General features: G+C 55.4%; 18 protein-coding genes. 15 read left to right on the plus strand and 3 right to left on the minus strand.

Features of this window, described 5'->3' with window-relative positions:
- Positions 1–27: 27 nt before the first annotated feature.
- Together LCM31_RS09105 and LCM31_RS09110 are read right to left on the minus strand one after the other, a co-directional pair.
- A complete protein-coding gene (locus tag LCM31_RS09105) occupies positions 28–1,491 on the minus strand; it encodes an FAD-dependent oxidoreductase (RefSeq protein ID WP_224869346.1) in 1,464 nt (487 codons plus the stop codon).
- 149 nt (positions 1,492–1,640) lie between these two features.
- Positions 1,641–2,273, minus strand: a complete 633-nt coding sequence (locus LCM31_RS09110) for a hypothetical protein (protein WP_224869348.1) — start codon at positions 2,271–2,273, stop codon at positions 1,641–1,643.
- Between the two features lie 167 nt (positions 2,274–2,440).
- On the opposite strand from LCM31_RS09110, the gene LCM31_RS09115 reads away from it, so the two are divergent.
- Complete coding sequence (locus LCM31_RS09115; RefSeq protein ID WP_224869350.1) at positions 2,441–3,247, plus strand: SDR family NAD(P)-dependent oxidoreductase; 807 nt, start codon at positions 2,441–2,443, stop codon at positions 3,245–3,247.
- 89 nt (positions 3,248–3,336) lie between these two features.
- Here LCM31_RS09115 and LCM31_RS09120 read toward each other — a convergent pair whose 3' ends face one another.
- Positions 3,337–4,683 carry an MFS transporter gene (locus tag LCM31_RS09120; protein ID WP_224869352.1) on the minus strand — a complete coding sequence of 449 codons (1,347 nt, stop codon included), beginning with the start codon at positions 4,681–4,683 and terminating at the stop codon, positions 3,337–3,339.
- Positions 4,684–4,958: 275 nt separating this feature from the next.
- Between LCM31_RS09120 and LCM31_RS09125 the strand changes: the two genes are divergently transcribed.
- The 14 genes from LCM31_RS09125 (at position 4,959) to LCM31_RS09190 (ending at position 22,346) form a co-directional block, all read left to right on the plus strand.
- Positions 4,959–6,671: a nitrilase-related carbon-nitrogen hydrolase gene (locus tag LCM31_RS09125; RefSeq protein ID WP_224869354.1), complete on the plus strand. Its 1,713-nt coding sequence runs from the start codon at positions 4,959–4,961 to the stop codon at positions 6,669–6,671.
- A 105-nt stretch (positions 6,672–6,776) separates the two neighbouring features.
- Entirely contained in the window at positions 6,777–7,523 is a 747-nt protein-coding gene (locus LCM31_RS09130) for a hypothetical protein (protein ID WP_224869356.1), read from the plus strand.
- Between the two features lie 113 nt (positions 7,524–7,636).
- Complete coding sequence (locus LCM31_RS09135) at positions 7,637–8,920, plus strand: acyl-CoA dehydrogenase family protein (protein WP_224869358.1); 1,284 nt, start codon at positions 7,637–7,639, stop codon at positions 8,918–8,920.
- An 11-nt stretch (positions 8,921–8,931) separates the two neighbouring features.
- Entirely contained in the window at positions 8,932–10,374 is a 1,443-nt protein-coding gene (locus tag LCM31_RS09140) for an aldehyde dehydrogenase family protein (RefSeq protein WP_224869360.1), read from the plus strand.
- Positions 10,374–11,192: an alpha/beta fold hydrolase gene (locus LCM31_RS09145; RefSeq protein ID WP_224869362.1), complete on the plus strand. Its 819-nt coding sequence runs from the start codon at positions 10,374–10,376 to the stop codon at positions 11,190–11,192. Before LCM31_RS09140 ends, LCM31_RS09145 begins: the two co-directional genes overlap by 1 nt.
- A gap of 44 nt (positions 11,193–11,236) precedes the next feature.
- A complete protein-coding gene (locus tag LCM31_RS09150) occupies positions 11,237–11,851 on the plus strand; it encodes an isochorismatase family protein (RefSeq protein WP_224869364.1) in 615 nt (204 codons plus the stop codon).
- 66 nt (positions 11,852–11,917) lie between these two features.
- A complete protein-coding gene (locus LCM31_RS09155; protein ID WP_224869366.1) occupies positions 11,918–13,132 on the plus strand; it encodes an FAD-dependent oxidoreductase in 1,215 nt (404 codons plus the stop codon).
- A 20-nt stretch (positions 13,133–13,152) separates the two neighbouring features.
- Positions 13,153–13,986, plus strand: a complete 834-nt coding sequence (locus tag LCM31_RS09160) for a maleate cis-trans isomerase family protein (protein WP_222228621.1) — start codon at positions 13,153–13,155, stop codon at positions 13,984–13,986.
- Between the two features lie 81 nt (positions 13,987–14,067).
- Positions 14,068–15,279, plus strand: coding sequence for an MFS transporter (locus LCM31_RS09165; protein WP_224869368.1), 1,212 nt, complete (start codon positions 14,068–14,070; stop codon positions 15,277–15,279).
- A gap of 64 nt (positions 15,280–15,343) precedes the next feature.
- Positions 15,344–16,120 (plus strand): maleate cis-trans isomerase family protein, encoded by a 777-nt coding sequence (locus LCM31_RS09170; protein WP_224869370.1) that lies wholly within the window; start codon positions 15,344–15,346, stop codon positions 16,118–16,120.
- A gap of 255 nt (positions 16,121–16,375) precedes the next feature.
- Positions 16,376–18,979: a TonB-dependent receptor gene (locus LCM31_RS09175; protein WP_224869371.1), complete on the plus strand. Its 2,604-nt coding sequence runs from the start codon at positions 16,376–16,378 to the stop codon at positions 18,977–18,979.
- A gap of 124 nt (positions 18,980–19,103) precedes the next feature.
- Positions 19,104–20,072 (plus strand): hypothetical protein, encoded by a 969-nt coding sequence (locus tag LCM31_RS09180; protein WP_224869374.1) that lies wholly within the window; start codon positions 19,104–19,106, stop codon positions 20,070–20,072.
- Between the two features lie 133 nt (positions 20,073–20,205).
- The gene (locus LCM31_RS09185) at positions 20,206–21,405 is read left to right on the plus strand and encodes a CaiB/BaiF CoA transferase family protein (RefSeq protein ID WP_224869376.1); all 1,200 of its coding nucleotides are present in this window, start codon (positions 20,206–20,208) and stop codon (positions 21,403–21,405) included.
- Between the two features lie 23 nt (positions 21,406–21,428).
- Positions 21,429–22,346 (plus strand): hydroxymethylglutaryl-CoA lyase, encoded by a 918-nt coding sequence (locus tag LCM31_RS09190; protein ID WP_224869378.1) that lies wholly within the window; start codon positions 21,429–21,431, stop codon positions 22,344–22,346.
- The last annotated feature ends 60 nt before the right edge of the window (positions 22,347–22,406 follow it).

Genomic DNA, 22,406 nt, shown 5'->3' on the forward strand with positions numbered 1-22,406 from the left:
ACGGGTGTGCGCCCGCCTTGGCAAAAATCAATTCTGCATGATTGGTGGCGCCTGTTCACTGAATTCAGTGACTTGCGGGCAGGCGTCCCCGGCCAGTGCGAAACCCATCAGCTCCCCGCTGGGGGTGATAAAGCGGGCTGCGACGCCTTGGTTGTCCGTGCGTGTGTAATGCCAGTTGCCCTGCATCCCTCGTGGGGGTGGCGAAGTAATGACCGGGCAGAGAGTGGTTTTGACGTTGACCGGCATGCTGCCATAGAAAACCAGCGTCGGTGTGCCGGCCAGAGTTCGCGCCAGCGCCTGTGCGGAAGCGAGTAGCGGTGCGACATAGCAGAGGTTGTGGCCATCTACCTCGGCGCAGTCACCCAGCGCGTAGACATCCTCGATTTCCGTGGCCAGTAAGCGGTCGGTTAGGATGCCGCGGTTGCAGGGAATACCATAGTGTTGCGCCAGTTCAACTCTGGGGCGCACGCCAATCGCGCTGATCACCCGGTCAACTTGAATTTGTGTGCCATTCTCAAGCACCACTTGAATACCGGAACCACGATAATCGAGTGACTTGACCGTGGTGCCAAGGTGGAAGCTGACCCCCGCTTGGCTCAGTGTTGTCTGTACCAGTGCACTGGCATCGGGCGGCAGCAAATTACCGAGCACCTGAGATTGCGGCTCAACCACGTGCACTTCGAAGCCGGACTGAACGAGGTCGTTCGCGTATTCGCAGCCAATCAGGCCACCGCCGATCACCAACGCCGATTTTGCACCGCTGGCCGCGGTGTAAAAACGCTGAAAATCTTGCAGGTCATTGATATGGAATGCGCAACCGGCGGCGTTGCCTGCTACCGGGGCATGAATTGGCTCTGAGCCCAGTGCCAGCACTAGTTTGTCGTAGGTCAGGTGAGACTGCTGTTGCCCGCTATCGATTGTCACCGTGTGGGCATCGGTGTCGATCGCGCTTACCTTCGAGAAGGTCAGGATATTGGCCTGAAGCGTCTCAGCCATTTCTCGGGCAGTGGAGCTGACCAGCTGCTCAGGTGAGCGGCGTTTTTGGAATGCGGTACTTAACTGCGGCTTTGAATAGCTGTTTCCATCGTCCGCAGTAATCATAAAGAGGGGCGTGCTGGCGTCATGCTTGCGAAGTTCTTTCGCCAGTTGATAGCCCGCAAGTCCAGTGCCAATAACGACGATGGGTTTGCGCGCGTAATCGATGTCGGCAAAAGTAGCTAAATCTGCGTTGTGTGCGGCTGCTTCTTGAGTTCCCGGGCTATCGTTCTGGGTTGCAGTACTAGCTGCGGTACTGGTTGCGGTACTTGAAGGCTGCGTATGGACTTCGATCATCTCAAAGTCGCTCTTGCCTACACCGCACTCCGGGCACAGCCAGTCATCGGGGACATCTTCCCAGCGGGTTTTTGGTGGTATGCCATCCTGGGGTGCGCCTTTTAATTCATCGTAAACCCAGCCACATACCAGGCATTCCCAAATCCGATACCCCTGCATTCAGTGCTCCAAAATCACTTTAATTTTGATGGTCTGCCACAGTGCAAAACTGTGGCAGCTCGATGCAGGATAAAAAGGCGATGAAATTTTAGGGATGATATTTATCAACCGGTGCACGAATTATTCGTACTACCGGCGATGTCATTGGATCAAGCGAGGTGTTTCCAGATGGATGCGCTGAAGGGCTCTTCGTGGACCGGGCCGGTCTTGCCTCTTGGATCGAGTTCATGACGTTGATCGCAGGTTGGCGAAAGGCGTACACCGCGCGCAGTAAGCGTGCGGGTGGCAACACCTTCACGGTACAGAACGGTATGGCGAACCCGTTGGCCCGGGGCGGTGAGCATAATGAAATCGGGTTCCATATAGACCTCGCAGGCGGGGTTCAGCCTGAGCGCATTGAAGGTCAGGATGCCGACACCGCCGGAGACGCCGACATTTTCATAAGCGCCGGGGCCGAGCGGATCAAACACCAGCAGGTTGTCGCGCAGCTGGCCGGTAAAGGTTTTGGCGGTGGGCTCTCGTCCGCGGAAGTGCACATTGGTCAGTTGCAGGCGGTGCCCGTCAAAGTCGAGGTAGACCAGGTTGTCAAACGGGCTTGGTCCCGGCGTGCCACTGCCAGCTGCGGTGTCGTCTTCCAGTGGGCGGCCGTCTAGATGAAACAGTTCGACCTGGTCGTGCCAGGTACCGCGCATCATCATCAGGTTGTAGCCCACGGAGCCTATGGGAAAAGTGGGGTAGCTCGTCGCCGTGGGGTTGCTTTTTTCGGGGAATCGTTCGGCCATTCCGGATCTATCTCAGGTAAAGGTTAGCTCTGCTCACGCCACCCTGTTCACACCAAAAGTTGCGTTAAACATGATAATGATATAACAATAACTCAAAATAAAGGCGGCGGCCAACTCTGTCACCGGCGCATCAACGTTTCCCTGACAACGAAAACAGGAGTGACTCGATGAAGACTGTGGTCATAACCGGTAGTACCCGAGGAATAGGGCGAGGGCTCGCGGAAAACTTTTTGGCAAGCGGGTGCCGCGTAATTATCAGTGCGCGCGGCCAGAGCAAGGTAGATAGCGTGGTCGCTGAGTTGCAAAGCCAGCATGGCAAGGACGCGGTAGCGGGAATCGCCTGTGATATCACTTCGGAGGCCGATCTGGCCAAGCTCTGGGATTTCGCCAATAGCCAGGGTGCGGTGGATATCTGGATTAACAATGCCGGTATGAGCATTGTGCGGAAGCCGCTGCATGAACAGTCTGCGCAAGATTTGCGTGCGATCGTCGACACCAATCTGACCGGACTTCTGCTGGCTTGTAAGGTTACGCTGGCGGGGATGTTGAAACAGGGCCACGGGCAAATCTGGAATATGGAAGGTTTCGGCAGTACCGGCCAAACGAACACCGGTATGGCGGCCTACGGAGCAACCAAGCGCGCGCTCAATTACCTGACCACTTCACTGCAGAAAGAGGTCAAGGGCACCAACGTGCAGGTAAATACTTTGAGTCCCGGTATTGTGGTGACGGATCTATTGGTTGGGGATTACGACCTTGCTTCGCCTGAGTGGCAGAAGACCCGCAAGATCCTGAATATCCTCGGGGATACGGTGGAGACGGTTAGCCCGTATTTGGTGCGTGGCGTATTGAATGCACAAAAATCCGGTAGCCGGGTGGCGTGGCTAACCGGGCGCAAGGCATTCTGGCGCTTTCTTACTGCAGGTTTAAACAAACGTGATTTGTTTGCCGAGTATGACGCACCGCCGGCGTAGTGGGTTGCGTTGATTACTCTTCTCACAGGATAAAAAAGCCCGCATCTGCGGGCTTTTTTATTGGGGTTTGTTTCTTGGCGGGTATGTGATTACGCAGGCATGTCACCAGTCGGAGTCAGCGGTCGCTCGGATGGTGTCAGGCGTTTTTGCAAGCGCTTCTCCAAGACAATTGCCCAGCACAAGACGAGTAGGGCAACGCCGGCGAAGAATACAAATGGCCCGGATGCGCGCCAGGTATCGAACAGGTAACCGCCAGCCACGCTCGCAACCAGAATGCCCACTGCACCGGAGAGGGTGAAGAAACCAATCACCGCACCGCGGTGCGATTGCGGCGCCTGTTGGGCCACTAGAACGCCGCTGGTAATAATGCAGCCAATTTCACCGAGGCCAATTAGTGCGGCGCAGATAATCATGCCGGTGGTAAAGGGGTCGGTAATGAAAATGGTTGAGCCGTAGCCGATTGCGGAAATCAGTAGTGCGATGATCAGTGCGCGAATGCGCGAGATCATGTCGGCGAGTATGCCGAATACCGGGGCGGTCAGTAATGCGCAGCCCTGGGCGATGCCCACAATCATGCCCGCACGCGCCAGTGCCTCGGCTCGGCTCATACCCAGTTCCGCAGTGCCGTAATTGGTGACCCACAATGTGAAAAAGGTGCCGACAATCATCAGGTTGCCGCGCGCTACAAACGAGGCGCCGTAGGCCAGGGCGATGCTCGGGTCGCGCGCCGCGCGCAGGCCGTTGCGGGTGATGCTGATCAAGCTTTCACTGTGCTCACTGGGTTCCGCCTGGCTGCTGCCGGGCTTCAGTCCAATCAACATCAAAATGCCGGTGACAAACGAGACGATGGCTACAAGGCCGTAGGTCTGGATACCGGCTTCCTGGGCGGTCGCACCACTGTTTTGTAGGATCGCTGGTAATTGCAGCAGCAAAAACACACAGATCATTGCGCCCACACCATTCATTACGCCTTGCAGGCCGGTCGCACGGCCGCGGCTTTCATTGCGCACATAGTCGGCAATGAGGGCAACGATGGTGGTCGTCACTGCGGCCAGTCCCACGGAATAGCCCAGCCGAACGACCAGTAACTCGGTGACATTCTCGGCGTGGGGGTAAAGCGCAATACCTGCAGACATCACCAGAAAGCCGAACCCGGTGATAGGGCGGCGGCCGAAACGGTCGGAAAGGGGGCCGAATATGGCGACCGAGATGATAATCACAATCTCCGCCCAGAAATTGAGCAGTCCACTCACCATGCCGTGGCGTTCTGGGGGAATATTGAGAAACTCTGTCAGAAGGAAGGGTTGGCTCTGGGGGATGAAGGAGGCGAACATGATGGTCGCCAGACAAGCGAAGTAAAAGGTGAGCACATTGGAGCGCGAGACATCATTCTCTAGCTTGAGCCCTAAAAACCGGTGTTCCTGCTGGTTAGCCATGGCGGCGCCTCGTTATAACGGTTAGATCAACATTGGTACTGGTGCGAACCGTGATGCCTTGTCAGATCTGTCGATATTATTTGGATTTGGTTTGAAATGATATAATGATAGAGTTTTATAACAATTGGTAGTAGGTTAGCAGTAGTTTGCTAGTAGATTCTTTCCGGTAGCCCACTACGAGTTCTATCGATAGTACTTACTGCAAGTCGCTGATTGATTGGTAACCAGACTCCCGTCCAGTCGGGAGGTGAGCATTCGCAAAGGCAGGTCGTAAAATGAACAATAAATCCATTCGTGTCGCAGCCGTCCAGTTCCATGTGGGGACTGATGTCAGTGAGAACCTGAATACGGTGTTGCGGATGCTGGATCAGGCTGCGGAAGTTCGCCCGGATTTGGTGGTGCTGCCCGAGTTCTGTAACCACCTGTCCTGGTATGACGGTCAGGAGCATTGTGCAGAGGTGTCCGTCACTCTGGGCGGTGACTTTTTGCAGGCGGTAGCTGCCAAGGCGCGCACTCTGAAGGTCTATGTTGTGGTTAATTGCACCGTGCGCCGGGAGGATGGCACGGTCACCGGGTCGAGCCTGATGTATTCGCCGGAGGGCGAACTGATCGCCGACAACACCAAGCAGATTTATATCGGCCATGAAAATGATTTTCTCGAACCCGCTAAAGAGCCGGGCCCCGTGGTTGAGACACCTTTGGGGCGTTTTGGTCTCTATTCCTGCATGGATGGTGTTATTAACGAACCGCCGCGCACCTTGGCATTGCGAGGAGCGCAGGTACTTTGCAATAGCCTGAATTCGTTCGCCAGCGATGAGGGATCTTTGCATGTCCCGGTGCGCGCGCCAGAGAACCATGTGTTTATCGTTGCGGCGAACAAAGTGGGCCCGCTCGTGCCCGAGGCCATTCTGGTCCCGGTCAGTGAAGCTACAGGCATTCCGCAGAAGTTCCTACACGGGGCCGGTGAAAGCCAAATCGTAGCGCCCGATGGCACCGTCCTGGCCTGTGCATCCCTCGACAAGGAGGAGGTGATTTACGCGGACATTCAGCCCGCGCAGGCGGATGACAAGCATCGCTCGGACGGAACAGATATTTTTGCCAGTCGCCGCCCAGGTTTGTACCAGTCCATTGGCGAAAATCCGAGTGCGCAAGCTTACCCCGAATGGTCGGGGGCTGAGTCCGTGCAAGCTGCGGTCGTTAATCTTACCGCCGATGGACGCGACGGCCTGCGGGAGGCGGCGGATTCGGCACGCAAAGCGATTGAAGCTGGTGCCCAGCTGGTGGCGGTGCCGCCATTAATGGGTGCGGCTGCGATTGCGGCGGACCTTCCCGCGTCGCTGGATTTTTCCGGTGAAGTGATCGAGACGCTGCGCCTGTGTTGCAGTGAGGAGAGCTATATCTCCACTGCGTTACCAATGCGTTGCGAGGACGGGCAGAATCGCTATTGTGCCGTTGTGATTGGTGCAGGCGGTGTTGTGTTCAGTCAGGGCCAGGTGCATCGCAGCACACGTTTCGAATGGTCGGCGCCCGTCGATCGTTTTGACAATATTGTCTTGTCATTTGGTCGGGTGGCGGTGGTCACGTCTGATGACAGTCTGTACCCAGAGACCTTCCGCTTGTTGGCGATGGCCGGCGTCGATACAGCTGTGGTTTCGCTGGAGCCCCTCGGCGCATGGGAGTTGCGCACCGGGCTGCTGGAGCGCTCGGCAGAAAACCGTATAAATTTGCTGGTAGCTGCCATTGCTTCACCGCTGGGGGCCGGGTTTGCAGCTGCGTTGCAGCGAGATTTTACTGTGCTCACGCCATGGCAAGAACGTGCCTTTGACGGTTTGCTGAGCCAGCCAGAACTTTATCGGGTGGCAGATCAGCAGCCAATTTTGGCGGTGACCTTGTATCCGGCGGCCGCAGAAAATAAAGAGGTCTCCCGAAATACCGATCTTGTGGTCAATCGACCCTGGAATTTGTGTGGTCCGATTACTGCACATTAATCACTTCAACATGGCGCGGTGTCTTATTGAGAAATATCAATGTGACACCGTGCCGGCTTGCCCAAAATCTTATCCTATCAATGGCACTTTTCTTCGGAGTCACCTATGAGCGCAACTTCTTTGCCTGAGTCTCTGGCCAATAAAATACGCGATCGACTAATCGATACGCTCGGCCTTAAGGAAGTTTATGGTGCCGATAACGGCCCATACCTGACACTGGAAAGCCATATGCCGATGGCCCAGGGCAAGGTCGGCGAGGTGCGTCTCTACGAGGGCGGTCCGCTACAAAAAGTGGTGACCTGCGCCTTGGTCGTTCCGCAGATTGGTCTCGACTCCCATATGTTGTTCGCATTCACTCCGAGCGAGAGTGCGGTACCGCATTTCACGTTGGATTCTGTGGGTGCTGGCGAGCATTGCGCATTCCACTTGGATCTTGTGCCGCGCCTGGACCTCGGTGCAAACCTTGCCTACATGGATGAGGTTTACACCCCGCTGACAGAAACCTGTACCGCTACCCGCAATATGGAAGGCATGAGTGCTGCACACCTGGATATTCGCCAGCTGGCGATTATGTCTCCATGGATGCTGGTACAGCGTGCCACCAAGGAAGCGTTTGCCAAAATTGACGGTGCTGTCGATGCCTATCTGGACCACTGGTTTGCCGTGCTGGAGAAAGGCGTCAGTGAGAAGGCGCTGGAGGCGGTAGACAGCGCGGCGCTCGCTGAACGTGACCGCCGTAATCGTGAAATCGTTTTCGATCCAGACGTAGACAAAGTTTGGAATCAAATCACCGGATTGATTGGCGCCGAAAGCAGTGAAGCGCTGCGCGGATTGCTGAAGGCTGTCGATTAATCGCCTGATCGAATAATCGAAAGCCGGGTTTTGCATTAAGAGGGCAGCATGCGCACTTGTATTTGAGTGCGTATGTGTTGAATGAATAAGAATAATTGGGGTAGGGAATGTCGATGAAACTGACAGGTGAAATTCTGCTGGAAGGTATGACTGAGGCAGAGCGTGCGCGTGCCGTAGTGGTCGAGTCTGTATTGCCCGCGGTACGCGAGGCCGCACGTGAAGTCGACGCCAACGCCCAGTTTCATATGCCGCACGTCAAGCAGTTCAGCGAAGCCGGATTGCTGGGGTTAATCATTCCCACCGAATACGGCGGTCTTGGTGGCGGGTTGCGCGATATGGCTGCGGCCTGCTTTGCGCTGGGTTCTGCCTGCCCATCCACCGCGCTGGCATTCTTTTTTCACTGCAGTGCGGCTTCCCGCGGGCTCCTCGCCATCGAGGCGCTGGAAGCGGGCCTGTTTAACGAAGAAGAATCTGTACAGGTTCGCAACTTTGCCGAACAGGTATTGCACGGAATGGGGCGTGACGGATTCTGGTTCGCAAACTTCGCCAGTGAATCCGTCAAGTCGGAAAAGGCTGCCGTTACCATCAGCACCAAGGCGCGCAAGGTGGAAGGCGGCTATCTGCTGAATGGGGTTAAGTCCTTCGGTACCGGCACCGGTGTAGCGGATAAATACCTGGTGACCGCCAGCCTGGAAGGTTACGACACCGCAGAGGGCCTGTGTACATTCTTTGTGGATCGCGATGGTGAAGGTGTGCGCCCGCGTGCGCCTTGGGACGCAATCGGCATGCGCGGCACCAGCTCCGGCGGTATTGTTCTGGAAGATTACTTTGTACCAGACGACAAATCTCTTGCAATTCCCGGCGCCTTTACCCGCTGTATGCAAATGAGCCGCGGTAGTTTTGTAGGCAACCAGATGGCGGCGGTATGCGGTTATGCCGGTTCCGCGCATTCCGCGTATCAGAATGTACTGAAGCACCTGACCGAGAAAAAATTTGCCGACACCGGCAAGCCAATTGGCACCGCGCCATACCAGCAGGAGCTGATCGGCAAAATGATGGTTGATGTGCAAACCTCACTTTTGTGGCTGCGCCGCCAGTTAGAGCTTGAAACCAGTGAGCCCCCGATCGCCGATAAGCATGAAGTTGTGAAGCAGTGGCGACTGTGTAAGGGCGTTGTTGCGGAAGCGGGCTTCCAGGTGGCAGCCAATGCACTCAAAGCCAGCGGCACCTCCGGCACCATGGGCGACCCGGCGCGCTACCTGCGTGAAATGACGATGGGTATTGTGCAGGCATTCCCTGCGGAGCGTGGCCGCTTGATGGCGGCCCAGATGGAAGTAGAAGGCGCAGAACAGAGTCTGTTCGGTGTCGGCGAAAAGTCTTCCGCGCAGCCAGCCTGAGCGGGGCCACTATGCAGAATTTCGACATGCTGATCGGCGGGGCAGAAGTCCCGTCAGCAAGTGGCACCACTTTTGCGGTAACCGCACCCGCCAGCGATGAAGTCTTGGGCTATGTGCCGCGCGCAGGCGCCAAGGATGTGGATGATGCGGTCACGGCTGCCGCGCGCGGGTTTGAAGCCTGGTTCCGTCTGCGGCCGGCCCAGCGAGAAGCCGCCCTGTTGCGTGCGGCCGAACTCGTTGCCGCAGAAGGCGAGGCGCGCTTTCTGGATACGCTGATTGACGAAAGCGGCTCGACGATTACCAAGGCCCGCGGTGAAATTTCTTATACCGTCGACTTGTTGCGTACCGCAGCAGGTGAGGCGCGACGCCTCTATGGTGAAACTTTCCCGAATGATGATCCGCACCGAATCTCCATGGTTTTTCGCGAGCCACTGGGTGTGGTCGGTGTGGTGTCTCCGTATAACGCACCTCTGTCGTTGCTGACAAAAATGTGCGCCTTTCCGCTAGCGGCGGGCAACAGCCTCGTTGTTAAGCCCTCGGAAGAAACTCCATTAACGGCACTCGCCTTTGGTCGCCTGCTGTTGGATGCCGGCGTGCCACCAGAAGCAGTGAATATCGTTACCGGGTTTGGTGCGGAATGTGGTTCCGAGCTAGTGAACCATCCCGGCGTACGCTGTATTGCGCTTACCGGTTCGACCAATACCGGCATCGCCGTAGGGCAGGCCGGGCTGAAACAAATGCGGCGTATGCAGCTGGAGCTCGGGGGCAAAAGTGCGCTGCTGGTGTTGCGAGACGCTGACCCCGCCGAAGCCGCGAAGATCGCCGCGCAGGGTATTTTTACCCATAGTGGCCAAATTTGTATGGCCAACTCGCGCATTGTGGTGGCCAAAGAAGTTTATGCGCCATTTATCGCCGCGCTAAAGGCCGAGGCAGAATCGCTGCATCTTGGCGACTTGCGCGATGAAAAAACCGTATACGGGCCGCTGATCAACGGTCGCGCGGTGGAAAAAGTACTCGAGCACGTTAAGGAAGCCATCGATGGTGGTGCGGGCTTGTTGACTGGTGGTGAGGTGCTGCAGGGACTGGTGGTCAAACCCACGGTACTGCTTGATCCTCCGCGTACCAGTCGTGCTTGGCGCGAGGAAAGTTTCGGTCCGGTCGCCAGCGTGGTGCAGGCCGAAGACCTGGAGCAGGCGATTGCCATTGCGAACGACTGTGACTACGGGCTCTCCGCAGCAGTGCTGACGAATAACCTGCAGTGGGGACTGCATGCCGCGCGGCGGATTGCTTCCGGTGCGGTACACATCGGCATGCACGCATTCCAGAGTAATGCACTGGCGCCTATTGGCGGTGTCGGTCTCTCAGGTGTTGGACGCAGTGGTGGTCACTACAGCACCGAGGAGTTCACTGAGATGAAATGGATCAGTGCGGATGTTGGGAGTCTGCCGCGCTAATGGTGAATTCCACAGGGACAGTGCGCAGAGGCTATCTCGACCACGCGGCGGGCCAAATCCATTACCGCTACTGCGGCAGTGCGCATTTGCCGCTGTTACTGTTGCTACATCAAACCCCCAGCTCATCGGCAATGTACGAGCGCTTGATGCCGCTACTGTCGGACACATTTTTTGTAGTTGCAGTGGATACTCCCGGGTTTGGGGAAAGTGACGGACTGGCAGGGAGTATTTCGATCGCGGGGTTTGCGGAAGCGATCTATCAGGCGGTGAGCACAACATTTGATCGCCCCGCGCTGGTATTTGGACATCACACCGGCGCCGCTATTGCGGTGCAGTTGGCCTTTCAATATCCGGAATTTGTGCGCGCGATGGCGCTGAGTGGGCCGACACTGTTATCCGAGGCCCAGAAACAGGCGCTGCCGCTGGCAGCCAAGACCATTGCGGCAGACGAAGAGGGCAGTCACTGGCAGGCGATGTGGCAGCGGCTGCGCGCCAAGGACCCACAAGCGGATTTGGCCCTGAGTATACGCGAAACACTTTCCGCGTTTGCGTGCGGTGAGTATTACCAGGCCTCCTACAAGGCGGTCACAGAACAGGCAGTAGCTGAACAGCTGGTGGCCATTGATTGTCCTGCTGTGGTGTTTGCCGGTGGGCAAGATCAACTGCGTTCTGCAGTGGTGCCTACCGTGAAGCTGTTGCCGCGCGGCATGGCATCGGCCTTGCCACAAGATGCCGGTACCTACGTATGCGAGCAGCAGCCTGCTGCGGTGGCGACATTACTTCGCCGATTTTTTATGGAAGTGGTCGAAGAACACTGAACGACCGATTTTACTTCCGCCAACTTGGCCAAGGGGGCTTGCAAGTGGATCTTGAGCGAAAAAATCTCGGTCTGGGCACCAGGCCTGCACTGTTACTGGTCGATATGATCGTCGGTTTCACCAGTGCCCGTTGCCCCCTCGGTACCGATTGCCCCGATGTGGTACAGGCAAACTCTCAACTGCTCGAGCGTTTTCGCGCACTCGGCTTGCCGGTGGTGTTTACCACCGTGGTGTATCACCACGAACAACAGGCGCGCGTATTTCGCGATCGCATTAATCACTTGAATGTACTGACCCCAGATTCCGAATGGGTGCAGGTCGATCCACGGCTGCAGCCACAGGATGATGAACCGGTGATCGCCAAGCAATGGGCCAGTAGCTTCTTCAAGACTTCGCTGGACACCTGGTTGCAAACGCAAGGGGTGGACTCCCTCGTGGTGACAGGCCTCACCACCAGTGGCTGTGTGCGCGCGACGGTGGTTGATGGTTTGCAGCACGACTATCCCGTAGTGGTGCCGCGCGAAGCGGTGGGGGATCGCAACCCGGAAGCCCACGCGGCCAACCTGTTTGACATGCATGCAAAATATGCCGATGTCATGTCTGTGCAAGACGTTTTGCAGTCGCTGTCCACTTCCCAGCAGGCGGAACAGCAAGCCTAGATACTTGAGATTGGCAGCGTTTTACTGCGAATCATCGATAACAATAATTGAATTTGGCGAGTTACTATGTCGAATCAGTCTCCCGTAATTATTGCTGGCGCCGGCCCAAGTGGTGGCGTGCTGGCGCTTTCTCTGGCGAAGCAGGGCATCCCCGTACTGCTGCTGGAAAAATGCGACAAATTGCCCGTCGACCTGCGGGCATCCACCTTTCATCCACCATCGTTGGAAATGATTGCCGATCTGGATGAAGGGGTGATTGGGAAAATGCTGGAGCGCGGCCTGCGTGCGGATCGCTACCAGTATCGCGATCGTGCCACCGGTGAAGTGGCCACCTTCGATATGTCCATGATCAAGGAAAATACGCGTTTTCCGTTTCGCCTGCAGTTGGAGCAGTATGAACTGACCGGGTTTATTTGCGAGGCGATGGAAGAATACGCTTGCGCAGAAGTACGTTTTGGTTGCGAGCTGGTGGACTACGAGCAGGACGATGGTGGAGTGACCGCGGTTGTACGCACGGCCCAGGGTGAGCAGCGTTTGGCTGGCTCCTACCTTATCGGTGCCGAAGGCGCGCGCAGTGTGGTACGCAAGCGCTCGGAGATCGGCTACTCCGGTTTCACCTACGACGAGAAGTTTCTCGTGGTTAGTACTAGCTTTCCATTCGAAGAGGTCTTTGAAGATTTCTCCTATGTGAATTACGTATCCGACCCGGAAGAGTGGTGTGTAATCCTGCGTACCGACAAACTCTGGCGGGTACTGGTGCCCGTGTTCCCTGCCAATGAGGCAGAAGAAAATTATTATCTTTCCGATGAGTTTGTGCAGTCGCGCCTTAAACGCTTGCATCCCCGTGAGGAAGATTACGATGTGCATCACCGCAGTATCTATGCGGTAAACCAGCGTGTAGCCGAAACCTACTATCAAGGGCGCGCGCTACTCGTGGGCGATGCCTGTCATATCAATAATCCTCTGGGTGGTATGGGGATGAATGGTGGTTTGCACGATGCCTTCAATCTCGCGGAAAAACTCCAGAAGGTGATTCAGGAGGGCGCTGACGCGGACGCGGCCTTCTCACTGTACGATCGTCAGCGCCGTGAGCTGGCGGTGCAGTTTGTACAGCGTCACACCATCGAGAATAAAAAACTGATGGAAGCGCGCGATCCGAATATCCAGCGCAAGCGCCAGCAGATGCTGATGGAAACCGCCGCCGATCCGGACAAGGCCAAGGCCTTTTTGCTGGAGCGTTCCATGATCAACTGCGTGCGCGATAGTTTGGCCGTCCAATAAAGCATACGAGGCTTAGTCTGATGACATTCCCTGAGAAAATCGATCTGTCCAAAACCCGGGAGAGATCCCAGCTGAGCAATGGCCACCGCGATAATTACATCGGGCATCGCGCGAAAATTGGCGTGGTGATTCCCTCGACCAATACCTCGGTGGAATACGACTGCCAGCGCCTGTTACCGCGCGGTGTTACCTGGCATACCACGCGCTTTATGATCGACCATCCGGATCTTAGTGATGATGCCAACTTCATGCGCTTCCTTGAGCGTTTGCGTGAAACCATTGGTGACTCCATCGAGAGCCTGATGACCTGCAAGCCTGACCACGTGATGATGGGGATGTCGGCGGAGACCTTCTGGGGTGGCATTAAGGGTAATGACGGCTTTGTTGATCGTATTCAGGAACTGGTGGGTGAAGACACGGGTCTCACTACCGGAGCGAACGCGGTTATATCGGCGCTGGAGGCGCTGGGCTTGCCGGAAGGCAAAGGCAAGACCTTGTCGATCATCACTCCGTATCAGCCGGTGGGCGACAAGAACGTTCGCCTGTTCTTTGAAGACGCAGGTTATCAAATTAAACACCTCGTGGGCCTGCGCTGTGCCAATGCCCACGATGCCATTGCACTGGTACCGGAACCGCACGTATTGGATATCGTGCGCGAAATTGATGGCGACGATGTGGATGCCATCGTGCAGGTGGGGACCAATCTGTCGACCGTAGGTGTGTTCCCGGCCATGGAGAAAATGCTGCAAAAGCCGGTGCTCCCGATTAACGTGGCCACCTGCTGGCATGCGCTGCGCAGCTGCGGTATTCACGATAAGTTCGACAATATGGGCTGGCTGCTCGAAGAACACTGATCGCAACACCGGTAGTGACACAAGTTGCAATACAGGTAGCAACACAAGTTGTAACAAGGGTTTCGGGGGAGACAAAGCGGCATGTATATCGCGGTAGCTATTGTGTTATTGGACATGATTGGCTTTGCCATCATGTTGCCCATCCTTGCGTACTATGCGCTACAGCTCGGCGCCACGCCCGGTATTGCCACGCTGTGTATGGCGCTATACGTCGTGGGCATGTTTTTCTCCACTCCCATATGGGGTCGCTTGAGCGACCGCTTTGGGCGCAAACCCATTCTGGTGGTCAGCCTGGCTGGTGCGGTTTTGGGTTACGTGTTGCTGGGCTTTGCTACAACAGTCTGGATGGTTGCCATATCGCGACTGTTTAGCGGGCTGATGGCAGGTAATCTGTCTGTGGCCCAGGCCTACGTCGCGGATGTCACCACCGATCAGGATCGCGCGAAAGCCATGGGTATGCTCGGGGCAGCGTTTGGTATCAGCTTTATCGTAGGGCCTGCACTGGGCGGCTATTTGGCCGGGGATAGCTTCGAAGATGCCAACTTACAGCTTCCGGCCATGGTGTCTGCGGGGTTGTCGCTGTCCGCGTTACTGGTGGTGATATTTTTCCTCAAGGAAAGTTTGTCTGGCACTGCAAAATCAAATACGCAGTCACAGTCCTTTTCCCAGCTACTGGGCTGGGTGGCCGAGCGGCGCGGCCTGTGCCTGCTACTGGGTGCGGTGACCGTGTACAACCTGGCCGCGGGGTTCGTTGAGTCGATTTTTCCCATTTGGGCGGATGCCACCGATATCGCCCATGGGCCCAAAGATCTGGTGCCGGTGCTGATTGCGGCAGGGATTGCCATGGTGATTGTGCAGGGAGGGCTAATCGGGCCTCTGTCCCGGCGCTTCGGTGAGCGCCGTCTGATGCGTGCCGGGGCCATCCTGTTTGGTATTTCTGCCATCCTGGTTACCGTGGCCGGGGGCCACGCCAGCGTGCCTGGAGTCGCCGCTGCGCTGGTGGGGCAGGGCATTGGTGCGGCGTTTGTACTGACCTCAATGCAGTCACTGACCTCGAAAGAAGCGCAGGCAGATAACCGGGGCGCCGTGATGGGGCTATATAACGCGCTGGGTACACTCGGTCGCGGTATGGGTACCGCGATTACCGGCGCCGCCTTCGCGGGTATCGGTATTCACGCGCCTTACTACATTGGCACCGCCTTGATGGGGCTGCTGCTCCTGCTCGCCATAGCGCTGCGCGCACCGCGAGCCAAAGAACCTGTACCGCTAGTGGCAGTCGCAGAAGGTTCTTGATAATTATCATGCCGGTCAGCACGGGTGGCCGGTATAACTCCGTTAAGGTTTTTCCGGAGTCGTTATGGATAATTATCAGATCGCCCGTCGCGCCCAAATCGGCGTCATCATTCCTTCCACCAATACCGGCGTTGAATACGACCTGCAACAGCTCAGGCTGGATGGCGTAACCTGGCATCCATCGCGGTTCTGGATCGAGTTGCGTAACTGGTCTGATGAAATGAGCCGCAGTGGTGATGATGAGAATACGGTGTTTGAGCGTTTTCTCGACATTATGCGCGGCGAAATTCCGGTCTCGATTCGCAATGTGCTGTCCGCAAAGGTCTCCCACATCATGCTGGGCATGTCTGCGGAAACCTTCTGGGGTGGCCTTGAGGGGAATATCGCCTTTGAGCGCGAGATCCGCGATCAGATTGGCGATCTCGGCCTGACCACCGGTGCAGGTGCCACTAAAGACGCGCTCAATTGCTTTGGTGCCAAACGCATTTCCGTGATTACGCCGTACCCGCAGGTGGGTGACGACAACGTACGCCGCTTTTTCTCCGATATTGGCTTCGAAGTGGTGAACGTGAAGGGGATGAACCGTCCCTCGGCAACCTCCATCGCCGAAACACCTATCCAGGAAGTGTTAGATGCAGTACGTGAGGTGGACGGTGATGATGTCGATGCAATCATCCAGTGTGGTACCAATCTCTCGACCCTGGATCTGTTCCCTACGCTCGAGCACTGGCTACAGAAACCCCTGATTCCAATCAATATCGCTACCGTGTGGCATGCACTACGAGCCTGTGGCATTGAGGACAGAATTACAGGTAAGGGTCTTTTGCTCGAACAGTTTTAAGCAATCCCGCATCTAAGCGATGCGTGTGTTCTGTGCGCTAACAGTGTTGAAGCTTGTGGCGTTTAGATAGCGTAAGGTGGGGTGGTGTGGCCTCAATAGCTCCAGAAAACACTTGAAAAGATATAAAAGTATAACATAATAACATTTGCCGGGATCGCCGAGTGTTTGGCGGTCTCGCAATGGCCAATCGCAAGCGGTATCAGGTTAGCCAGGTAACGAGCAGTAAAAACAATAAAGAATTCTTTTGGAGGGGCTATGTTCAATCGAAATCAACTCTCTCTCGCTGTTGCCGCTTGCGTCGCTGTGCAAGGCGCCATGGCAGACACAGAGCAGACTCGGCAGGTAAAGGCCGCGCGTGGTGACGACTTTGCCATTGAAGAAGTTGTGGTAACTGCACGGAAGCGGGAAGAATCCCTGCAGACCGTTCCGGTAGCAGTAGACGTGCTGACCGGCGCGCAGATGCAGGAAAAAGGCATTTCCGCATTGGAAGGTGTTGCCCGTTACACCGCTGGACTGGACTTCGAAACCGGGTTGCTGCCCAACGATACTCGAATCTCTCTGCGAGGGCTGTCGAATTCTCGAGGTCGTTCCAATGTGGCACTGTTGATTGATGGAATCGATGTGTCATCGGAATCCATGACCACTGGAGGCAGCGGCAACGGTCCTAACCTGGATCTGTTCGATCTGGAACGTGTGGAGGTCGTAAAGGGACCGCAAAGTGCGGTGTATGGTCGCTCAGCATTTTCTGGCGCCGTGAATTATATTACCAAGCGTCCCGGCGAAGAGTCGGAAGTTCGCTTTGCAGCGGATGCTACCGAGCATGGCTATAGTAAAATTCAGGCGAGCGGCAGCATGCCGATCGTGCCGGGTATTTTGGCTGCCTCACTCAACGTGGCTAAAACAGAATTTGACGGCTATTACAAGAATCCCAATACGTCGGGTGACCTCGGTAGCGTAGATTCTGATGGTATTGCCGCAGCGTTGAACTGGACACCTGACGAACAATTTTCTGCATACTGGCGCGCTGAATATAGCGAGGCCAAATATTCTCAGCGACCAATTGTCCAACGACAGTCCGTCTTGCATACCGGATCTTCTCCCTTTGATTTTGCGCTTCTTGGTTCCGTCAGCCCTTACGCAGAGATACGGCCGATCGCGGGCACCGGTACTACCGCGGCCGACTGTGCGATGTCATCTCCGTACGCCCACCTTGTTGGCGGCCCAGCGGCTTGTGGGGCGGTCATTGTGGGTGAGTTGAGCGGCGCTTCAGAAAGTGAAATTGACCTGTCGTCCAACCCGCTTACCGGTCGCGATTTTGCCGGCACGACCGTGCGCGGCGCTCGCACTTCATTAGAACTGAAACTCGAGATGGATAGTTTTGAGTTCCTGTCACTCACTGGAGCCAACTACAACGACTCCCGCACCCAGTCCGATTTTGACCGCACTAACTTTACGTTGCAGTCACTGGGGCCAGGTTCCGGTATGTTCATTCCACCCGGTTTTCCTGGTGAATACACGCAGTATGGGGTGAACGCGAATAGCGATACCAGTTTCGACTCGGCTCAATTCAGCCAGGAGTTCCGCCTGTCGGGTAGTTCCGGTAAGCTCGACTGGTTGGCAAGCGCCCTCTATTGGTCAGAAACGATGGATACGTTGATGAACCAGCAGTGGTGGCTGCGCGAAGGCGTCGATAAGACCTTCTGGGATGCCTATCTCGATCAATGGATGGGCGGTTTTGGATTGGTGAATCACAGTACGTCACCGACACCGCTGCCCATCCCCATGACTCGCGATACCGATCACGTCTCTTTGGCCTTCGCCTTAAATTACAACCTTGCGGATAACTGGCGCCTGACCGCAGAAGGGCGTTATCTGGAAGAGGATATTGATTACCGCAGTGTGCCATTGAGTACCCAATTTAACGGTCTGATGGGGATTCCGGTCCTGGATCCGGTAACTTTCATGCCCACCGATCCAGGCGTCCAAACTTATTCCCGCACCGACAGTTCCTTCGTGCCGCGGGTAAGTGTGGACTGGCAGGCACTGGATAACCTGATGGTGTACGCGTCCTTCTCGGAGGGCTTTAAACCCGGCGGAATGTCTACCGCAGATGGCGATGGCATCATCACTACAGGTGAGTACAAGCCGGAAGAACTTTCGGTTTATGAGGCGGGCTTCAAGAGTAATGTTCTTGATAATCGGCTGCAGCTTAACGGCGCGATTTATTTGTATGACTATACAAACCAGCAGATTTCCCACTTCGTATTCGATCCAAATACGGGCACCCAAAATTCAGTGGTTACCAATGCCGGTAAAAGTGAATTGCAAGGCCTTGAGCTAAGTGCCATCTATCGCCCAACCGTAAACTGGACCTTTCTTGCCAGCTATGTACTGAGCGATACAGAGGTAAAAGACTACACCATCGCCGACGTGGGTCGTCCGGGTACCCTGGATAAATTGTGGACAGGCACTGCCGAGGGTGACTACTCCGGGACACAGTTCCTAAATTCCGCTAAACATGCGTCCATGCTTTCTGCGCGATACGATGGTGAGTTTGCTAATGGCGTCGGATATTTCACCGAGCTATTGGGTAACTATGAGTCGGAGCGTTACCTCGATCGTGGCAATAACGCCTGGTTGCCGGAATACTGGCTGGTAGATTTCCAGGGCGGCCTGAACTTCGATAGTTTCGATCTGGTGCTCTATGTGAACAACCTGCTGGATGACGACAAGGTGAAGAGCGGGCTTAACAACGTGGATTACGGGCATCTTCCTGGAGCGGCTTTCACGCCCCAGGGGATAGAATTGCTATTGCCTGACCCACGAACTGCAGGTCTGAGACTGAGCTACACGTTCTAAGCATGGTGAATGCGCCCGTGACGTGAAAGCATGTTGCGGGCGTTATTCTCCAGCCGAAAGTGGAATCAAACAAGTTTTATAGCGTATAAAAACAAGCAAGTAGTAATAAAAAGAGGTAACTGCAATGACCGTCTCTGCACTTGAATCTCCTCAGCTGGAGAAGTCGCGACTATATAGCGCACCTGCATTAGGTGGGCTCGCCCTGGGCTGGGTTATTCTGGAAAAGATGGTCGCCCATATGTACCTCGTTACCTTAATTTACGCTGGTATACCTTCTACGATCGCCTACGCTGTCGCGTTTGTGGTTGGTATGCTCGGATTAATCATGGTGTGGAAGGGGCTGGAACAAAACGAGGTTCGTGGCACCTGGATGGGATTTGTCGGTGGCTCACTTGTTTGGGTGTTCTGGTTTGAGATGTACCTGCATTTTATTGGAGCTGAAAACAACTTTGCCTTGGCAATGACTGAAGCCGGTCCAGAGTACCTGTTGAAATCGGATGTCGCCGCCTTGTTTGCGGGAGATTCCTCCATACCCAGACCCTATTTCATGGGTGAGCACGTATTTCTGCAGAGCAGTACGCTCTTCTGTTTCATGCTCATGATTTATATGGGTATGAACAAGGATATTCGTTGCCGACTGATTCTTTGGGTCCGCAAGATTTTCGGGCTGCGCCCCGGTAAACCTACAAAAGGTTACAAGCCGCAGTATGCCCGCGTTGCGGCTACAGAATTACTTTTCGTCAACTGGTTTATGTATACCTTGATGTTGGCGGTTAATGATGAACGGATTCTCGGCCTACACCATCCGGTGAATTATGTGTCTTTTGCATTGGTAGTACTTTGGTCTGCGATCATTGTTGCCAAACAGTTCAAGCAAAAAGAAGCAGGGCTGGCTATTCGTTACGCCATCGCCGTAGGCGGCGTTTTCTGGTATTTACCAGAGCAGATGGTACTTTGGGAAATTTTCCGGGAACCATGGGTCTTCTATAACGTGTTTCCAGTGACGGCCTCCGTTATTCTCCTTGCCTATATAGGGTTGATGGTTTTCTTCTGGAAAACGCCAGTGAATCCGGAAACCGGCAAGTCTCTCTAGCTGCAATCCCGTACCTTCCGCATATCCACAGGATCCTCATCTCTATTGCATTGCGATAGTCATAGTGGATCGGAAGGTACGACGAACCTAGCTACTTTTATGTACTCATTGGAATAGTCTTGGGAGTTGTCCTATGGGCAAGGCGCTGAATGGCATTCGTATATTGGATTTGACCCATATGCTTTCTGGGCCCTATGGGGCGATGTTGCTCGCTGACCTGGGTGCGGACCTGATCAAAGTTGAGCCGCTGGCGGGCGAGGGTACGCGTAAGCTCCTTGCAAGTGATCCCGAAAACTCCATCGATGGATTTGGCGCTTACTATTTGACCCTGAACCGCAACAAGCGCAGTGTGGCGCTGAACCTTAAGAGCGAGCGCGGCCGTCAGGTTTTTTACGACTTGGTGAAGCAGGCGGATGTGGTCATCAGTAACTTTGGCCCCGGCGTTCCGGAGCGCCTCGGGATCGATTACGACTCACTCAATGCAATTAATCCTCGCATCATTACCTGTTGCGTATCGGGCTTTGGCTCTGACGGCCCGGGGGCCAAGCGTCCGGCTTTTGATCAGGTGGCGCAGGCGTACGGTGGCGGTATGTCGATTACCGGTGAAGACCCGGCCAACCCGGTGCGCGCTGGTATCCCCATTGGCGACCTGGGTGGTGGTATGTTCGCTGTCATGGGTATTCTGGCGGCGATTGCCGAGCGGGCAACGAGTGGCAAGGGCCAGCACGTGGATATTTCCATGGTGGATTGTCAGATATCCATGCTGAATTACATGGCCACCATGCATTTCCTGAGCGGTAAAAATCCATACCCGATTGGCAACGCGCATTTTGTGCACGTGCCGTACAACAGCTACGCCACGTCGGATGGCTTCGTGATTATCGCGGTGATTACCGACAACTTCTGGCAGAACCTCAAGCCGGTAGTACAGGTGCCCGAGTTTGACGATCCAAAATACGATGGGCAGCCGGGACGCTTTGCCGACAAGACGTTTATTGATGAAAAGCTCGCGGAAATTTTTGCTACTGACACCACGGATGCGTGGCTGGAAAAGCTGGAAGCCCAGCGCATTCCGTGTGCCCCCATTAACAACCTGGAACGAGCACTGAATGATCCGCAGGTGCTGCACCGCAATATGGTGGTGGATATCGCACACCCCAATGGCAAGAAAACCAAGGCACCTGGGAATCCGATCAAGCTGTCCCGAACCCATGAGGATACCTTCTCGCCCGCGCCACTTATCGGTGAGCACACGGATCAGATCCTGAGTGATCTGTGCGGCTATACCCAGGCCGATATCGATGCACTGAAAAACGATGGCGATGCGGCTTGAGCCGGATGCAACGGAGCTGACCGATGCGTGAAAAGGTACTGATCAACGACGTGGGCCCGCGGGACGGATTGCAAAATCAACAGCGTGTTCTGCGAGTCGAACAGCGGGTGCAAATAATCCGAGGCTTGCTAAATGCCGGCGTACGCTCGGTGGAAGCCGGGGCATTTGTGTCGCCAAAGGCGGTACCGGCGATGGCCCATACCGATCAGGTGCTCGCTGGAATTACCGGCGACTCCGGTGTCGATCGTCAGGTGCTGATTCCAAATGCAAAGGGTTATGAGTTGGCCCGCAATGCCGGTGCGAACACGGTGGTACTGGTGATCTGCGCCACAGAGACCATGAATCAGCGCAATGTGCGCATGTCTGTTGAAGATTCACTGGCACAAGCTCAGGGGATTTTCCAGGCAGCACAGGCCGATGGTATCCGCGCAGTAGGGTGCATTGCCGTGGCTTGGCAGTGTCCGTTCGAGGGCGCTACGGATCCGGGTAAGGTAATGGATCTTGCCGGGCAGCTGTTCGAGTTTGGTGCGGACGATGTGAACATCGCAGACACCATTGGTGCAGCCAACCCGATGGTTGTGAGCAGCTTGATGGGCGCGCTGGCACGTGAATATGGGGCACAGCGTCTGGCCTGCCATTTCCACGATACCCGGGCGTTAGCGCTTGGAAACATCTACGCTGCTCTGGACGCAGGCGTACGCAAGTTTGACAGCGCCATCGGCGGCATTGGTGGTTGTCCATTTGCCCCGGGCGCGACCGGTAATGCCGCTAGCGAAGATGTGGTTATGCTGCTTGAGCAGATGGGTTTCGATACCGGTATCGACCTGACTGCGTTGATGGAAGTCGGCAACATGGTAGGATCAATGCTCGATGTACCTACCGGGGGCAGGGCGGATACCTGGCGCCGATTGCAAGTTGAAAAAGATGCGCCGCTTATCTGAAGATTGTATGGTCATCGTTTTTAGGACAAGTGGTATGTGGCCAATGTAATCCGCTGAGTC

The sequence above is a fragment of the Microbulbifer agarilyticus genome (assembly GCF_020171345.1).
GTDB classification, from domain to species: Bacteria; Pseudomonadota; Gammaproteobacteria; order Pseudomonadales; family Cellvibrionaceae; genus Microbulbifer; species Microbulbifer agarilyticus_D.

Coding starts and splice junctions, on each gene's coding strand:
- LCM31_RS09155 (WP_224869366.1), top strand. CDS start 11,918: ATGTCGAATCAGTCTCCCGTAATTATTGCTGGCGCCGGCCCAAGTGGT.
- LCM31_RS09130 (WP_224869356.1), top strand. CDS start 6,777: ATGAGCGCAACTTCTTTGCCTGAGTCTCTGGCCAATAAAATACGCGAT.
- LCM31_RS09115 (WP_224869350.1), top strand. CDS start 2,441: ATGAAGACTGTGGTCATAACCGGTAGTACCCGAGGAATAGGGCGAGGG.
- LCM31_RS09185 (WP_224869376.1), top strand. CDS start 20,206: ATGGGCAAGGCGCTGAATGGCATTCGTATATTGGATTTGACCCATATG.
- LCM31_RS09175 (WP_224869371.1), top strand. CDS start 16,376: ATGTTCAATCGAAATCAACTCTCTCTCGCTGTTGCCGCTTGCGTCGCT.
- LCM31_RS09145 (WP_224869362.1), top strand. CDS start 10,374: ATGGTGAATTCCACAGGGACAGTGCGCAGAGGCTATCTCGACCACGCG.
- LCM31_RS09105 (WP_224869346.1), bottom strand. CDS start 1,491: ATGCAGGGGTATCGGATTTGGGAATGCCTGGTATGTGGCTGGGTTTAC.
- LCM31_RS09135 (WP_224869358.1), top strand. CDS start 7,637: ATGAAACTGACAGGTGAAATTCTGCTGGAAGGTATGACTGAGGCAGAG.
- LCM31_RS09140 (WP_224869360.1), top strand. CDS start 8,932: ATGCAGAATTTCGACATGCTGATCGGCGGGGCAGAAGTCCCGTCAGCA.
- LCM31_RS09190 (WP_224869378.1), top strand. CDS start 21,429: ATGCGTGAAAAGGTACTGATCAACGACGTGGGCCCGCGGGACGGATTG.
- LCM31_RS09120 (WP_224869352.1), bottom strand. CDS start 4,683: ATGGCTAACCAGCAGGAACACCGGTTTTTAGGGCTCAAGCTAGAGAAT.
- LCM31_RS09160 (WP_222228621.1), top strand. CDS start 13,153: ATGACATTCCCTGAGAAAATCGATCTGTCCAAAACCCGGGAGAGATCC.
- LCM31_RS09110 (WP_224869348.1), bottom strand. CDS start 2,273: ATGGCCGAACGATTCCCCGAAAAAAGCAACCCCACGGCGACGAGCTAC.
- LCM31_RS09170 (WP_224869370.1), top strand. CDS start 15,344: ATGGATAATTATCAGATCGCCCGTCGCGCCCAAATCGGCGTCATCATT.
- LCM31_RS09165 (WP_224869368.1), top strand. CDS start 14,068: ATGTATATCGCGGTAGCTATTGTGTTATTGGACATGATTGGCTTTGCC.
- LCM31_RS09125 (WP_224869354.1), top strand. CDS start 4,959: ATGAACAATAAATCCATTCGTGTCGCAGCCGTCCAGTTCCATGTGGGG.
- LCM31_RS09180 (WP_224869374.1), top strand. CDS start 19,104: ATGACCGTCTCTGCACTTGAATCTCCTCAGCTGGAGAAGTCGCGACTA.